The sequence below is a fragment of the Streptomyces scopuliridis RB72 genome (assembly GCF_000718095.1).
GTDB lineage: Bacteria > Actinomycetota > Actinomycetes > Streptomycetales > Streptomycetaceae > Streptomyces > Streptomyces scopuliridis.
In genome coordinates this window covers 303578-319279 of sequence record NZ_JOEI01000002.1, presented here as the reverse complement: position 1 = coordinate 319279, position 15702 = coordinate 303578, and the positions used below count along the sequence as shown (strand labels likewise).

The 15702-nt window shown below is 69.1% G+C and carries 12 protein-coding genes; all 12 read left to right on the top strand.

The genetic code is table 11. The features are described from left to right. Window positions 1–151 precede the first annotated feature (151 nt). The 12 genes from IF11_RS0102615 (at window position 152) to IF11_RS0102560 (ending at window position 15677) form a co-directional block, all read left to right on the top strand. Window positions 152–784, top strand: coding sequence for a TetR/AcrR family transcriptional regulator (locus IF11_RS0102615; protein ID WP_051745372.1), 633 nt, complete (start codon window positions 152–154; stop codon window positions 782–784). A 195-nt stretch (window positions 785–979) separates the two neighbouring features. Next, window positions 980–2347, top strand: coding sequence for an NDP-hexose 2,3-dehydratase family protein (locus tag IF11_RS0102610; protein WP_106979089.1), 1368 nt, complete (start codon window positions 980–982; stop codon window positions 2345–2347). Next, window positions 2344–3348 (top strand): NAD-dependent epimerase/dehydratase family protein, encoded by a 1005-nt coding sequence (locus IF11_RS0102605; protein ID WP_030349729.1) that lies wholly within the window; start codon window positions 2344–2346, stop codon window positions 3346–3348. The genes IF11_RS0102610 and IF11_RS0102605 overlap by 4 nt, the downstream gene beginning before the upstream one ends. Window positions 3349–3358: 10 nt before the next feature. Continuing rightward, the gene (locus IF11_RS0102600; RefSeq protein ID WP_030349728.1) at window positions 3359–4081 is read left to right on the top strand and encodes a class I SAM-dependent DNA methyltransferase; all 723 of its coding nucleotides are present in this window, start codon (window positions 3359–3361) and stop codon (window positions 4079–4081) included. Then, on the top strand, window positions 4078–5187 hold the full coding sequence (locus IF11_RS0102595) for a DegT/DnrJ/EryC1/StrS family aminotransferase (RefSeq protein WP_030349727.1): 1110 nt from the start codon (window positions 4078–4080) through the stop codon (window positions 5185–5187). Before IF11_RS0102600 ends, IF11_RS0102595 begins: the two co-directional genes overlap by 4 nt. 61 nt (window positions 5188–5248) lie before the next feature. Then, a complete protein-coding gene (locus IF11_RS0102590) occupies window positions 5249–5839 on the top strand; it encodes a dTDP-4-dehydrorhamnose 3,5-epimerase family protein (protein WP_030349726.1) in 591 nt (196 codons plus the stop codon). A 79-nt stretch (window positions 5840–5918) separates the two neighbouring features. Further along, the gene (locus tag IF11_RS0102585) at window positions 5919–7217 is read left to right on the top strand and encodes a DUF418 domain-containing protein (protein ID WP_063759108.1); all 1299 of its coding nucleotides are present in this window, start codon (window positions 5919–5921) and stop codon (window positions 7215–7217) included. After that, complete coding sequence (locus IF11_RS0102580) at window positions 7214–8284, top strand: glucose-1-phosphate thymidylyltransferase (protein ID WP_030349724.1); 1071 nt, start codon at window positions 7214–7216, stop codon at window positions 8282–8284. Before IF11_RS0102585 ends, IF11_RS0102580 begins: the two co-directional genes overlap by 4 nt. A 352-nt stretch (window positions 8285–8636) precedes the next feature. Beyond that, window positions 8637–9914 carry an NAD(P)/FAD-dependent oxidoreductase gene (locus tag IF11_RS0102575; RefSeq protein WP_037726810.1) on the top strand — a complete coding sequence of 426 codons (1278 nt, stop codon included), beginning with the start codon at window positions 8637–8639 and terminating at the stop codon, window positions 9912–9914. Window positions 9915–9957: 43 nt separating this feature from the next. Then, window positions 9958–11217, top strand: a complete 1260-nt coding sequence (locus IF11_RS0102570) for a cation:proton antiporter domain-containing protein (RefSeq protein ID WP_030349722.1) — start codon at window positions 9958–9960, stop codon at window positions 11215–11217. A 16-nt stretch (window positions 11218–11233) separates the two neighbouring features. Further along, window positions 11234–13972, top strand: a complete 2739-nt coding sequence (locus tag IF11_RS0102565) for a helix-turn-helix transcriptional regulator (protein ID WP_051745368.1) — start codon at window positions 11234–11236, stop codon at window positions 13970–13972. A gap of 31 nt (window positions 13973–14003) precedes the next feature. Next, window positions 14004–15677, top strand: a complete 1674-nt coding sequence (locus IF11_RS0102560) for an NAD(P)/FAD-dependent oxidoreductase (RefSeq protein ID WP_240627729.1) — start codon at window positions 14004–14006, stop codon at window positions 15675–15677. The last annotated feature ends 25 nt before the right edge of the window (window positions 15678–15702 follow it).

The window sequence follows — 15702 nt, the reverse complement described above, 5'->3', positions numbered from 1 at the left end:
CGTACGGCATGGCCGCGTGCCCGGCGGCCGGAGGCGGCAGTCATACTTGCCTGGCTTGCTGGAGTGGATGGGTGCCGACACGACGGGTCCTTCGGACGGTCCGCCCAGCGGCGCCTGAAATGCCGCAGCAGTGAGTAGGAAGTGATCGAGAATGGTGAAGGAAACCCCCGGCCGTCGGCTGAAGGCGCAGCAGACTCGCAACCGGATGCTGGCAGCCGCGATGGCACTGTTCATCGAGCACGGCTACGGCGCGACGACCATCGAGTCCATCGCCCGTGAGGCAGGCGTCGCCGTCCAGACGATCTACTTCTCGTTCGGGAGCAAGCAGCGGATCCTCAAGGAACTCATCGACGTTCACATCGCGGGCGACGAGGATCCCGTGCCGACGCTGGAACGGCCCCAGGTGGTCGAGGCGCTGGAGACGGAGGACCCGCGTCGGCAGCTGCGGCTTCAGGTGCACCTGACCCGTCTTGTCTTCGAGCGGGTCGGTCCGCTGCTCGAAGTGCTGCGCAACGCGGCGGCGACCAGCGGAGACGGGGCCGAGTTGTGGGAGGCGAACAAGCGCCAGCGACTGGTCGTCCAGCGGCGCTTCGTCGAGTCGCTGGAGAGCAAGCGGGCGCTGCGCGAGGGACTCGGCGTGGAGCGGGCCGTGGACATCTCGTACGTGCTGCTCGGTCCCGAGCTCTTCCACCTCCTGGTGTCCGAACGCGGCTGGACGCCGGAGGAGTGGGAGCAGTGGGTGTACGAGGGACACTGCCTTCACCTGATCGGTGAGCCGGTCTGATCCATCGGGGCGCGCGGCGTCCGAGTTTCGTCGGCGACGGCCGCCGCGGAGCTGTTCACGGCATCACCCCTGAATTGGTGAGCCGCCGGCGGACGTTATGAGCAATCTGGGAGACGCCACACGGCGGCGGGCTGCGCGAAAATGAGTGACCAGTGAAAGTGACGCGTCAGACCCGACCTAGTTCGAGAGTTGCTGATGACGGAATTTCTCGCCGATACGCCGTACGTTCCGGCAAGTTTCCACCAGTGGTTCGAGGCCGCTCGCAAGACCATCTACACGCAGGTGGAGCGTGTCCCGCTGGCATCCGTGCACGGGTGGGACTGCTCGCCCGACCTGCCGGCCATGACCCATCGCAGCGGTCGGTTCTTCTCAGTCGAAGGGCTCCGTACGCATCATTCTCGGGGCGCTGTCCCGTGCTGGGATCAGCCCATAATAAATCAGCCGGAAACTGGCATCCTCGGAATTCTGGTGAAGCGGGTCGACGGTGCTCTGTACTGCCTTGTTCAGGCCAAGGCGGAGCCGGGAAACATAAACGGACTTCAGCTTTCACCGACCGTGCAGGCAACGCGGAGCAATTTCAGCGGGGTGCACCGCGGGAAGCCCGTTCCCTATCTGACGTACTTTCAGAACGCCGCCCCGCACCGGGTGATCGCCGATGTGCGGCAGTCCGAACAGGCGTCGTGGTTCCTGCGCAAGCGTAATCGCAACATGATCGTCGAGGTCCGGGAGGACGTCGAGGCGGCCGACGGGTTTCACTGGCTGAAGCTCACCGAAGCGCGCGGGCTGCTGAGGATCGACGACCTGATCAGCATGGACCTGCGCAGCGTGCTGGCCTGCATGCCGTTCGGGGGAGAGCGGCACGTGACGCGGCCGACGTCGCCCTGCGGCCCCACCACGACAGGGGAGATCCTGAGCTGGATCACCGCCGCGCGTAGCCGGATCGAGGTGCGTACCGAGCAGGTGCCGCTGGCAGAGCTCGATCAGTGGCGGCGCGAACCCGCCGCCATCGTTCACGAGAGCGGCCGGTTCTTCGATGTGATCGGCGTACAGGTGAAGGCCTCCGGGCGTGAGGTCGGGGAGTGGGCACAGCCGATGATCGCCGCGCACGGGATCGGCCTCGTCGCCTTCCTCGCCGCCCGCTTCGACGGTGAACTGCACGTGCTGGTGCACCAGCGCGCGGAACCGGGTTTCGTGGACGTGGTGGAGCTGGGGCCCACCGTCCAGTGCACCCTGCGGAACTACGACCGGCTGCCGCGCGACGTGCGCCCGCTGTTCCTCGACGAGGTGCTGACGGCAGAAGCGGACCGGATCCTGTTCGACGTCACCTTGTCCGACGAGGGCGGCAGGCTCTACCACACCCGCAACCGGCATCTTCTGATCGAGACGGACGAGCGGCCGGACCATCCCGACTTCCGATGGATGACACCGGCACAGCTCTCGGGGCTGTTACGCCACAGCCACTACATCAACATGCAGGCCCGGAGTCTGCTGGCGTGCCTGCACGCGCTCTCCGCCTCGGCCGGCCCGGCCCGTGAGCCCGCGCGAGGAGCCGAGAGCGTATGACTTCGCAGGAGCGGGAGCCGGGCGAGCTGCCCGTCGTCGCCGTACTCGGAGCGTCCGGATTCGTCGGATCGGCTGTGACGGCGGCGCTCGCGCGCCTGCCCGTCCGGCTACGGGCGGTGGCCAGGCGGCCGAGTGGCGTGCCCGGCGGCGAGCCGGGCCGCACCGATGTGCGTACGGCGGACCTCACGCGCGCCGGGGAGGTGGCCGACGCCGTCGCCGGCGCGAACGCGGTGATCCACCTCGTCACACACAGCGGTGGCTGGCGGGCGGCCGAGAACGACCCCTCAAGCCGGGCGGTCAACGTCGGCATCATGGAGAACCTCTGCGAGGTCCTGCGCCGCGACCGAGGGGAATCACCTGCCCCGTTGGTCGTGTACGCGGGCGCCGCCTCCCAGATCGGACTGCCGCCCGAGCGCCCCATCGACGGCAGCGAACCGGACCACCCCGGGACCGCGTACGACCACCACAAGCTGGCCGCCGAGCGGTTGCTGAAGGAGGCCACCGCGGCCGGGGCGGTGCGGGGCGCGAGCCTGCGCCTGCCGACGGTGTTCGGGCATGTCGCGGCGCCGTACGCCGCCGACCGGGGCGTCGTGGCCTTCATGATTCGCCGCGCGCTGGCCGGCGAGCCGCTCACCCTGTGGCACGACGGTACGGTCAAGCGGGACCTGGTGCATGTCGAGGACGTGGCCCAGGCGTTCGTGGCCGCGCTCGACCATCCTGACGCGCTGGCCGGCGGCCATTGGCTGCTCGGGGCCGGCCGGGGCGATCCCCTCGGCGACGTGTGCCGTACCGTGTCCGAGCTCGTGGCGGCCCGGCTGGGGAAACCGCCGGTACCGGTGGTCTCCGTGGCGCCCCCCGAGAGCGCGCCGGCCACCGACTTCCGGAGCGTCACCATCGATTCCTCCTCGTTCCGGTCGGTCACCGGCTGGCGGCCTCGGATACCGCTGCGCGTGGCACTGGAGCGGACCGTGGCCGCCTTGGCCGAAGCCCATGCGACGTGAGGGGACAGCCGTGTACGGACCGGAGTTCGCCGAGATCTACGACTGTGTGTATTCGCTGCGCGGCAAGGACTACCCGGCCGAGAGCAAGTACGTGACCGAGCAGATCCGGGCGCGACTGCCCGGGGCCTCCTCACTGCTCGACGTCGCGTGCGGCACCGGAGGCCATCTGCGCTACTTCGACGAGCTGTTCGAGCATGTCGAAGGGGTGGAGCTCACCGAGGCGATGCTGTCCGTCGCCCGGGACCGGATGCCCGGCACACCTCTGCATCAGGGCGACATGCGCGCGTTCGACATCGGCCGGACCTTCGACGCCGTCGTCTGCATGTTCGCCGCCGTGGCGCATCAGAGCGCCGACGAACTCGCCGGCACGATGCGCTGCTTCGCGCGGCATCTGCGCCCCGGTGGCGTGGTCGCCGTCGAACCCTGGTGGTTCCCCGAGTCCTTCCTCGACGGCTACGTCGCCGCCGACGTCCTCACGCCCGACCACCGCACCATCTCGCGTGTGTCGCACACCCGGAGGGAGGGCGAGGCCTCACGCATGGAGGTGCACTACGTCGTCGCCGATGCCGAGGGGGCCCGGCACTTCACCGAGTCCTACCTTCACCAGCTGTTCCCGCGCGACCTCTACGAGCGGACCATGCGCGACGCGGGTTTCACGACCGAGTACATCGACGATGCCCAGTCCGGCCGGGGCCTGTTCCTCGGCGTGAAAGAAGGAGCGGAGCGTCCATGACAACCAGAGTCTGGGGCTATCTGGAGGAGTACGCGGCGGAGCGGAAGGAGATCCTCGACGCCGTCGACACCGTCTTCAGCTCGGGCCGGCTCGTGCTGGGCAGCAGTATGCACGGGTTCGAGCGGGAGTTCGCGACGTACCACGGGATGCCGCACTGCGTCAGCGTCGACAACGGCACCAACGCCATCAAGCTCGCGCTCCAGGCTCTCGGCGTCGGACGGGGAGACGAGGTCGTCACCGTGGCCAACACGGCTGCGCCGACGGTGGTCGCCATCGACGCCATGGGCGCCACCCCGGTCTTCGTCGACATCGATCCCGACACGTATCTCATGGACACCGCACAGGTGGAAGCGGTCCTGACCGACCGGACGCGCTGCCTGCTGCCGGTCCATCTGTACGGGCAGTGTGTGGACCTGGAGCCGCTCCGGAGCCTCGCGGCCGAACGCGGCCTGCTCCTGCTGGAGGACTGCGCCCAGGCACACGGCGCCACCCGCCACGGCAGACTGGCGGGCACCACGGGCCACGCCGCGGCCTTCTCCTTCTACCCGACCAAGGTGCTCGGGGCGTACGGCGACGGCGGAGCCACTCTCTTCCGCGACGAGGAGACCGCCCGGCGCATGCGCCGACTGCGCTACTACGGCATGGAGGAGCGCTACTACGTCGTCGAGACCCCGGGGCACAACGCCCGGCTCGACGAGGTCCAGGCGGAGATCCTGCGCAGGAAGCTTCCCCGGCTCGACGGCTACATCGCCGCGCGGCGCGCGATCGCCGAGCGCTACGCCGAAGGGCTCGCCGGCACCGGCCTGTCGCTGCCGGCCGTGGCGCCGGGCAACGACCACGTGTACTACCTGTACGTGGTGCGCCACCCGATGAGGGACGAGATCCTGCGGGCGCTCAAGGACCACGACATCGAACTCAACATCAGCTACCCGTGGCCCGTCCACACCATGACCGGGTTCAGCCATCTCGGCCGGCAGGCAGGGTCGTTGCCGGTGACCGAGTCGCTCGCCGACCAGATCTTCTCGCTGCCGATGTACCCGTCGCTGTCTCCCGCGACCCAGGACAGGGTGATCGGCGCGCTGCGCGAGGTGCTGGCGGCGCTGTAGCGCGCCGCACCGGACAGGGCCTCGTCCGCCCGCCCCCCAGTGGACCCGCTCAGGAGGAGCCATGGAAATACGTGAACTCGCGGTCGAGGGAGCAGTGGAGTTCACTCCGCGGGTCTTCCCCGACGAACGCGGTCTCTTCGTCTCGCCGTTCCAGGAGGCGGCTTTCGAAAAGGCCGTCGGGCACCGTCTCTTCCGGGCGGCGCAGACCAATCACAGCCGGTCCCGCCGCGGCGTCGTCCGCGGGGTGCACTTCACCGTGACACCTCCCGGCACCGCGAAGTACGTCTACTGCGCACGGGGTGCCGCCCTCGACATCGTCGTCGACATACGGGTCGGCTCACCGACGTACGGACAGTGGGACGCGGTCCTGCTCGACCCGGTCGACTTCCGGGCGATGTACTTCCCCGTCGGTGTCGGTCACGCTTTCGTCGCGCTGGAGGACGACACCGTCATGTCCTACATGCTCACCAGCGGCTACGTCGCCGAGAACGAACTCGCCCTCTCCGCCCTGGATCCCGCGCTCGGGCTCCCGATCCCCGCCGGCATCGAACCCGTCATGTCCGAGCGGGACATGGCCGCACCGACGCTCGCCGAGGCCCGGGCGGCCGGTCTGCTCCCCGACTACGCCACCTGCCAGGAGCCGGCCCGGTGAACGGACAGCCTCGCCGGACGGCGCGGAACGGCTCGGCCGGCCCGGCCGGACCCGGAGACAGAGACCCTCGGAGGACCGCATGTCGACCCGCAGGACTGTGAACTCGTCGGTCGGACGGCGAGGGGTGACCCCCGCCGAGCGTTCCCCGGCACCCGACATCGCGCGGGGCTTCATGCTGCTGCTCATCGCCCTGGCCCATGCGCCCATGTACGTGACGACCAGTGACCCGGGCGTGGTGACCCACCCGAAAGGGGGCGACGCACTCGACCGCGCGATCACGTTCCTCAGCCTGGACCTCGTCGACAACCGTGCCTACCCGATGTTCGCCGCCCTCTTCGGGTACGGCATGGCGATGCTCGTCATGCGCCAGCGTGCGGCCGGCACCTCGGCGCCCGCGGCGGGCCGGCTGCTGCGCCGGCGCGCGGTGTTCCTCATCCTGTTCGGCTTCGTCCACTTCGTGCTGATCTTCCCGGCCGACATTCTCGCGCCCTACGGAGTCGCGGCGCTGGCCCTCGGGTGGCTGCTCACCCGGGGTGACCGCGCGCTGGGCAGGGGCGTGGTGATCAGCGCCGCGGCGGCGACCGTTCTGGCCACTCTGCTGTCCATCGCCGTGGCCATGGAGGAGAGCGGGAGCGGCGGGGAACTTCGCGGTACCGTCTGGGCCCACGACTACGGTGAGGCGGTGGTCGAGCGGCTGTCGCAGGTGCCGTTCGCTTCGGTGCACATCCTGCTGGGCTGGCCGATCCCCACCGCCATCCTGATCGGTGCCGTGGCCGCGCGCAGGCGCTACCTCGACGACCCCGCCCGGCACCGCGCCCTGCTCAAGCGCGTGGTGCTCATCGGTGGTTTCGTGTCGGTGCTCGGCGGCGTGCCGCTGGCGCTGGTGGGCGCCGGTTCCTGGCAGGCCGGTGACCTGGCCACGGGCTCGGTGACCGCGCTGCACGTGATCACCGGCTTCGCCGGGGGCCTGGCCTATGCGGCCGCGTTCGGGCTGTTCGTGGCGCGCCTCCAGGACCGGGGCCGGACCCCGGGGCCCGTGAGCGGGGCCCTGGCCGCGGTCGGCCGCCGCTCGCTGACGTGCTACCTGCTGCAGTCCTCGCTGCTCGCGCTGGTCCTCGCACGCGTCGCCTTCGGCGTCGGCGACCGGATCCATGCCACCGGGGCGGCCGTCATCGCCGTCTGCGTCTGGCTCACGGTGCTTGCCGTGGCCGTCGCACTCGAACGTGCCGGGCTCAGGGGGCCGTTGGACGCGCTGCTGCGCCGGCTCGTCTACGGCAGGCCCGCCGACCGCGGAGCGGAACCGGCCACGCGAGGCGCGGCCCTGCCCGAGACGGAGCCGGTGGGGAAGCAGGAGCCGGCGACGAGGGCCGAGTCATGAAGGGGCTCGTCCTGGCCGGCGGCACCGGGACCAGGCTGCGGCCCTTCAGCCACACCATGCCCAAACAGCTCATCCCCATCGTCAACAAGCCGGTGCTCGTGCACATCCTGGAGGACATCCGCGCACAGGGGATCACCGAGGTGGGCATCGTGGTGGGGGGCTACGCGGGTGACATCGCCGCGAAGCTCGGCGACGGCTCCGCGCTCGGCCTGCGGATCACCTATCTCCACCAGGACGCACCCCGGGGACTGGCCCACTGTCTGGTGATCGCCCGGGAGTTCCTGGGCGATGCGGACTTCGTGATGTACCTGGGCGACAACATGCTGCCGCAGGGCATCGCGGACATCGTGGCCGACTTCCGCACAGGCGGGGCGGACGCCCAGCTCGCGGTCCAGCCGGTCGATGATCCGCGGGCCTTCGGCATGGCCGAACTGGACGACCGGCAACGGGTGACCCGGGTCGTGGAGAAGCCCGCCCACCCGGTGGGCGACCTGGCACTCATCGGCGTCTACGTCTTCTCCCCGCGGGTACACGAGGCAGTCGCGGCCATCGTGCCGAGTGGGCGTGGGGAGCTGGAGATCAGCGATGCCGTCCAGTGGCTGGTTGCCGGGGGCCACGACGTCCGTGCGTCCCGCTACACGGGCTACTGGCGGGACGTGGGAACGGTCGACGACATGCTGGAGTGCAACCGTGAGCTGTTGCGGAGCCTCGCCCCCTCCGTGGCGGGCAAGGCGGACGAGGCCAGCGAACTCATCGGCCCGGTGGAGATCGGGGCGGACAGCCGGGTGGTGAACTCGCGCATCACCGGCCCGGTGAGCATCGGCCGGGGCACCGTGATCGAAGACAGCGTCGTGGGGCCGGACACCACGATCGGCGACGACTGTGTGCTGAGCGGCGCCGGTGTGTCCTACTCGATCGTCCTCGACACCGCGACCATCAGCGGTGTCGGGGGACTGTACGGCTCCGTCATCGGCCGGGGCGCACTGGTCGCCTCCGCCGACGGCGAAGGACGACGCCACCGGCTGATGGTCGGTGACCACGCGAGCGTGCACCTGCTGACGAGCTGATGAGGCCAACCCGTGGTGGGGTATGGCTGACCGGCGCGGGTAATTCCGGTGGAACAACACAGGAGCCGGAAAGATAAAGAAGTGCCGGTCGGGGCGAACACACCCATGAACAATTTGGGTGAACGTTGAATCAGGCCGTGTCGGTGCTTCCTGTGCCCGTTCGTTTTGCGCCGATGACAGATTTTCGCAGCATGAATTCAGAATGCCGGCCCAGCCGCTCCATGCCTGTGGGATCAAATATCCAGAGATACTCCAGAAGACCTTCATGGGGCAGACGCCACACTTTGAGGAATGCCGATGCGCGCCCCGCCCAAAGCGGTGCACGTCAGTTGAAGCAAGGGGAGGATCTGTAATGTCGTCCACTCTCTTCGGGGTGCCTGAAGAATTCGACGTCATCGTCATTGGTGGCGGGCCGGCCGGCTCCACCACCGCGGGACTTCTCGCGGAGCGTGGACATCGTGTCCTCGTACTCGACCGTGAGCGGTTTCCCCGCTATCACGTCGGAGAATCACTCATCCCCGCCTTCATGCGTCCCATGAAGGAACTGGGCCTGACCGAGCGCATGGACGCCCGAGGCTTCGAACGCAAGTACGGCGGCACGCTGGTCTGGGGCAATGCGCAGGTCCCGTGGAACTTCTCGTTCATCGAGGGCACCACGCACGAATACGCGTACCACACCCGGCGCGCGGACATGGACTCCCTGATACTCGACCGGGCCCGTGAGCTGGGCGCGTTCATCATCGAGGAAGCCACCGTCAAGGAGCCCATCGAGACCGAGGGCCGCGTCACCGGTGTCCGCTTCACTCTGCGCGGCACGGACGGCATGCACGAGGCGCGGGCGAAGCTGGTCATCGACGCCTCGGGCCAGGCCCGGCTCCTCAGCCGCAAGTACGCCGACGTCACCTGGCACGAGGAGCTGCGCAACGTCGCCGTCTGGACGTACTTCGACAACTGCGAGCGGCTGCCGGGCGACGAGTACACCAACATCCTCATCGAGGGCCTGGACGAGGGCTGGTTCTGGGCCATCCCGATCGACAAGGGAACCATCAGCGTCGGCTACGTGACGCGGTCGGAGGAAGCCAACAAGGACGGCAAGTCCCTGGAGGACCTCTTCAAGGACGAGATGGCGAAGTCGACCAAACTCAAGAAGATGCTTGAGGGCGCCAACCAGTCCGCCGGCTGGCGGACCGCGCGCGACTGGTCGTACACCAGCCAGAGCTTCACCGGCAACGGCTGGGTGTGTGTCGGTGACTCCGCCGCCTTCGTCGACCCGCTGTTCTCCACCGGTGTCGCGCTGGCGACGCTGGCGGGCAGCACCCTGTCGAAGATCGTCGACAAGATCATCCAGCACCCGGAGATCGAGGAGCAGGCACTCAAGCGCTATGTCACCGCGTACCGGGGCTTCTTCGACGAGATCCGGACCTTCGTCGAGCGGTTCTACGACCGCACGAAGTACAAGGAGTTCTACCACAGCCTCGCGCAGGAGATGGTCGACCCCGACCGCGAGCGCACGCCGTCGGCGAACTTCGTCCAGCTGATCTCCGGGCTGAGCGGGAAGCACCCGATGCTCACCCTCACGATCGACGACCTCATCGACGAGGGCGCCGAGCCAGCCGCCGAGCAGAGTTGAACACCACCCACGACGAGACAGGGATGAGCGGGACGCCTAGGCCATGAGCAGTCACCAGGTGCAACTACTCTTCATCGATCTCGGGCTGATCCTCTTTCTGGCGAGAGGGCTCGGCCATTTAGCGGCCCGTGTCAACCAGCCCGCCGTGGTGGGCGAGATCGTCGCGGGTGTTGTGCTGGGGCCGACCCTGTTCAACGGGGCGATCTCCGATCTGCTGTTCCCCGACGACATCCGCCCGCTGCTCACGGGCATGGCGGATGTCGGCGTGGCCCTGTTCATGTTCGCCGTCGGTCTGGAACTGGACGGCTCCACGCTGCGCGGCAGGAGCCGGGTCACCGGAGGCGCGATCCTCGGCTCCACCGTCGCCCCGTTCCTGCTCGGCATCGGGCTCGCCTTCTACCTGCTGCGCACCCACGAGAGCCGGGACACCGCGGCGTTCGTCGTGTTCATCGGACTCTCGGTCTCGGTAACGGCGTTCCCCGTGCTGGCCAGGATTCTCACCGAGCGCGGTATCAGCAAGACCGCGGTCGGCGGGATCGCCCTGGCGACCGCCGCGTCCGTGGACGTCGTCGCCTGGACCGCTCTCGCGGCGGTCCAGGCGACGGCGGGCGGCGGTGGCGAGCACTGGCGCGTGGTGCTCGCCGTCCCGTACATCCTCGTGATGATGTACGTCGTGCGGCCCCTGCTGCGCGCCGTTTTCGTCAAGGACGGCAAGGCGGTCGCCTTCGCTCCGTGGCACCTCGCCCTCGTCCTCATCGGGGTGCTGCTGTCGGCTGCGGCGACCGAGGCGATGGGAATGCACTTCATCTTCGGTGCCTTCCTGTTCGGCACCATCATGCCCCGGGAGAAGACCCTCGCTCTGCGGACCGAGATCCACGACCGCACAGGGCAGGTCACCTCACTGCTGCTGCCCGTCTACTTCGTGGTGGCCGGCCTCAAGGTCGACCTGGGGTCCATGGGGAGCAGCGACTTCGTCGAGCTGGGCGTGATCCTGCTGGTCGCGATCGTCGGCAAGTTCGGCGGAACGTACGTCGGCGCCCGCAGCCAGGGCCTGCCGTCACGGCCGGCCGCGGCTCTCGGGGTACTGATGAACACCCGGGGACTGACCGAGCTGGTCATCCTCGGCATCGGCCTCCAACTCGGCCTGCTGGACACCGGGCTGTATTCCCTGATGGTCGTGATGGCCGTGGTCACCACGGCGATGACCGGTCCGTTGCTGTCGCGCGTCTATCGCAAGCCCGTGGAGGTCCCCCGCGCTCCGGAGTCCGCGGAGCCGGAACCCGTGACCTCTTCTTCGGCGTAGGAGGGGAGGAAAGATCATGCGGTTGGTCGGACTGGACCGCGAACTGTCCGAGCTCTCCGAGCTGCTCCGCACCTGCGTCCGCGGTGGAGGAGGCGGCGCCGCGGTGATCGGCGGTGCCATGGGCTGTGGCAAGACGGAGTTGCTCACCGCCTTGAAGAGCGAGGCGTCGAACCAGGACTTTCTGGTCCTGGACGCGGTCGGCACATGGCCGGAGCGCCGGTCTCCGGGCAGCGTGCTGAGGCAGCTGCTGCGGTCGGCCGGCGCTCCTCCGGGAGCCGTCGCGCTCCTTGACAGCCTCCACGGAACGTGCGCGGCGGTCGCGGAGGAGACGGGCGATCGGCCGTGGACGCTCGACGCGGCCCACACGGACGTCCTGCACCAGTTGTGCGCCGAGGTCGTCCGGGCCGCGGAGGACTCCCCCGTACTGCTGTGCGTCGACGACGTCCAGTTCACGGACCCGCTGTCCCTGCACTGGCTGCTCCATCTGATCCGCCGGCTGCGGCAGGCACGGGTGGTCCTGGTGCTCACCGAGTGCCCCCTGTCGCGCCCCGCCCATCCGCAACTGCACGCGGAGCTGCTCCGGCAGCCCAACTACCGTGGTCTGACGCTGGGTACGCTGTCGCCGGCCGGGGTCACGGCCCTGCTCGCCGCTCACCGGGGAGCCACTCCGGACCCGGCCTTCGCCGAGCGGTGCCATCGGGTCAGTGGCGGGAACCCACTGCTGGTCCGGGCCCTGTTGGAGGACTCCCGCCGCGCCTCCGACCCGGCCACGCCGGTGGTCGGGGACACCTACGGCGACACCCTCCTGAGCTGCCTGCACCGAGGGCGTCCGGCGCTGCTGCGGCTCACCCGAGCGCTGGCCGTGCTCGACGGCGACATCCACGCCCCCGGTCAACTCGCGCGGCTCACCGGCCTGGAGCCGTCCGCCGTCGTCCGCGGCACGCATGTTCTGGAGGCCGCCGGTCTGCTGGACGGGATCCGGCTGCGGCACCCCGTCGCCGCGCAGGCCGTGCTGGAGGGGCTGAGCGCGGCGGAGCGGAGCACCCTGCACCGCGAAGCGGCCCTGATGTGTTACGAGGAGGGCGTCGCCGCGACCCGGACCGCTCGGCACCTGCGCAACTGCGCCGGTGACGGCGGATCGTTGCCGTGGGCGGTGCCGTTGCTGCGGGAAGCCGCGGAGCGGCACCTGAACGGCAACAGGGTGGCGGAGGCCCACTCCTGTCTGGAGGCGGCGCTGCGTTTCGGGGCCGACGACGGTGAACGGGTCTGCCTGCGGGCCCTGCTGGCCTCGACCTCCTGGATGCTCAATCCGTCGATCAGCACGCCCCACCTCGGCGAGCTGGCGATTGCCCTGAGCGACGGCCGGCTGTCCACCCGGCACACACTGATGCTGGCCAAGTACCTGTTATGGCACGGCCGTTTCGACGAGGCGGTGCGTGCCGTCGCCCAGATGGACGACCGGGGTGAGCGGGCCGACCCGGAGTACGCGGCCGAGGTGCGGGCCACCTGGGAGCTGCTCTCCGTCACCTACCCGGTGGTGCTGGCTCCCGCCCGGGGAGAGCCGGTGATCGACGACCCGCGCTCGCTGAGCGCCATGGCGTTGTCGCGGGTGCTCGCGCACGGCCCCACCGAGGACGCCGTGGCCGAGGCGGAATCGGCCCTGCGCGCCATGCGGCTCGGCAGGCACACCCAGGAGTGGCTGATGTGCGCCGTCGCGGCGCTGTCGTTCGCCGACCGGCCGGACACGGCCGCCCGCTGGTGCGATCACTGGCTGGAGGAGGCACGGGCCCGCAAGGTCCCGTTGTGGATGGCGGAGTTCGCGTCGCTCAGGGCCGGTATCGCGCTGCGGCTGGGAGATCTGACAGGCGCCCGGTCACTGGCCGAGGCCGCACTCGCCCAAGTGCCCGCCGACAGCTGGGGCGTCTGCATCGGCGGCCCACTGGCCAACCTGATCCAGGCGGCGACCGACACGCGTGACTTCGCGGCCGCCGCCGAGTACGTGGCGCAGCCGGTGCCCGACGGCATGTTCTCCAGCCGGTTCGGGCTCTACTACCTGCACGCGAGGGGCTGCTTCCACCTGGAGACCGGACGCCCGTACGCCGCGCTCGACGACTTCACACAGTGCGGGGAACTCATGACGAGCTGGGGATTCGACCAGCCGACCCTGCTGCCGTGGCGCAGCAGCGCGGCGCGCGCGCATCTCGCCCTCTCGGACGTGCGGGCGGCCCGCGGACTCGCGGACGAGCAGGCCGCGCTCGCGGGCGAAGGCCTGTCCCGCGCGCGCGGCATCTCGCTGCGGGTGTGCGCCGCCACCCGCGACCCGGGCGAGCGGGCCGGGCTGCTCGAAGAGGCGGTGACGAACCTCCGCTCCTGCGGTGACCGGTTCCAGCTGTCGGGTGCGCTGGGCGAGCTGGGTCGGGCGTACGCCCTCGCCGGCCAGACCTCCCGGGCCCGCGGCGTGCTGGAGGAGTCGAAGCGCCTGGAGCGGGAGTGCGGGGCCGGTGCGCGGTCCCACGCCGGGGCGTGGAGCCTCGCGTCCGCGCCGGGTGAGACGGCGCTGGGCCGGCTGACCGGGGCGGAACGACCGGTTGTCGCCCTCGCCGCGCACGGCCGGACCAACAAGGAGATCGCCGACACGCTGACCATCACGGTGAGCACGGTCGAACAGCACCTCACGAAGGCCTTCCGGAAGCTCGGTATCCGGACGCGTAAGGAACTGCCGAGGAAGCACTTCCCGGAAGCGGCAGCGAGATGAGCAGGCACCACTGCATATCGGAGAGAGACAGGTGAGCGACTTGCCGCGCAAGGACTCGAAACACAAGCCGAGCGACCAGTACGACGTGGCGATCCTCGGCAGCGGAATGGCCGGCGGCATGCTGGGTGCGGTACTCGCCCGCAACGGCGTCAAGGTTCTGCTGCTCGACGCGGGTACCCACCCGCGATTCGCCGTCGGCGAATCCACGATTCCGTACACCTCGGGCATGACCCGGCTGATCGCCGACCGGTACCAGGTTCCCGAACTGAAGGCACTGTCCAGCTTCAAGGGGATCCGCAAGGAAGTCTCCCGCAACTGCGGGCAGAAGCAGAACTTCGGCTTCGTCTACCACCGCGAGGGCCGTCCGCAGAACCCCGCGGAGGTCAACCAGCTGGTCGTTCCCTCCGCCATCAGGACCGAGACGCACCTGTTCCGGCAGGACATCGACGCGTACCTCTTCCACCTGGCGGTGAAGTACGGCGCCGTTCCCCAGCTGGCCACCCGCATCGCGGACATCGAGATCGACCCGGACTCCGGTGCGGTGCTGCGTACCGAAGCCGGCAAGGAGTTCCGCGCGAGTTACGTCGTCGACGGCAGCGGCTTCCGCTCGCCGCTCGCGGAGAAGTTCGGCCTGCGCGAGACGCCGACCCGGGCGCGCACCCATTCACGCAGCCTGTTCACGCACATGGTGGGCGTGCGTCCGTACGATCGTTCCCCCAACGGCAGGCAGCACAAGCAGCCGAACCCGTGGCACAACGGCACGCTGCACCATGTCTTCGACGGCGGTTGGCTGTGGGTCATCCCGTTCGACAACCACGAGGACTCGCTCAACCCGCTGTGCAGCGTCGGCCTGACGCTCGACCCGCGAGTCTTCCCCAAGGGGGAGGCCACGGGGGAGCAGGAGTTCGACGACTTCCTCAAGCGGTTCCCGGAGATCGCCTGGCAGTTCGACGGGGCCAAGGCCGTACGGCCTTGGGTGTCCACCGGCCGGCTCCAGTATTCGGCCAAGCAGGTCGTGGGAGAGCGGTTCTGCCTCACCTCGCACGCGGCGGGCTTCATCGACGCCCTCTACTCGCGTGGTCTGACCAACACGATGGAACTGGTCAACGCGCTCGGCTGGCGGCTGATCGCCGCCTCACGCGACGGTGACTGGTCGCTGGAGCGGTTCTCGTACCTGGAGAACCTCCAGCAGGGACTCTTCGACTTCCACGACAACCTCGTCTACAGCTCCTTCGTGGGCTTCAGGGACTACGAACTCTGGAACGCCGTCAACCGGACCTGGATGCTCGGCACCATGCTCGGCAACGTCATGCTTGAGGACGCCTACTACCGGTACGACACCACCGGCGATACCCAGGTCTTCCTCGACCTCGAACAGAGCAAGCACCCCGGCTCGCCGTTGCCGGTGAGCGCTGGATTCAACGAGATGGGAATTCTCACCCGCGACCTCTGTGAATCTGTGGAGGAGGGGACAGTCACCCCGGGGGAGGCGGCGAAGCGAATTCTCCGGCATATCGAGCAGGCCGACTTCATCGCGCCGTCGTTCCGGCTGGGAATCGAGAGCACCCGCTGCTTCGCCATGAGTCCGGGCAAGATGGCGATGAATGCCGTGTGGTCCCGCCGGGAGGCACCGCCGGAGATCGGGCCGCGCATGATCAACGCGAGTAAGGGGCTGGTCAGGACGCGTCTGCGAGACCTCAGGTGACCCCAGATCACCTCTAGGGGTCGTC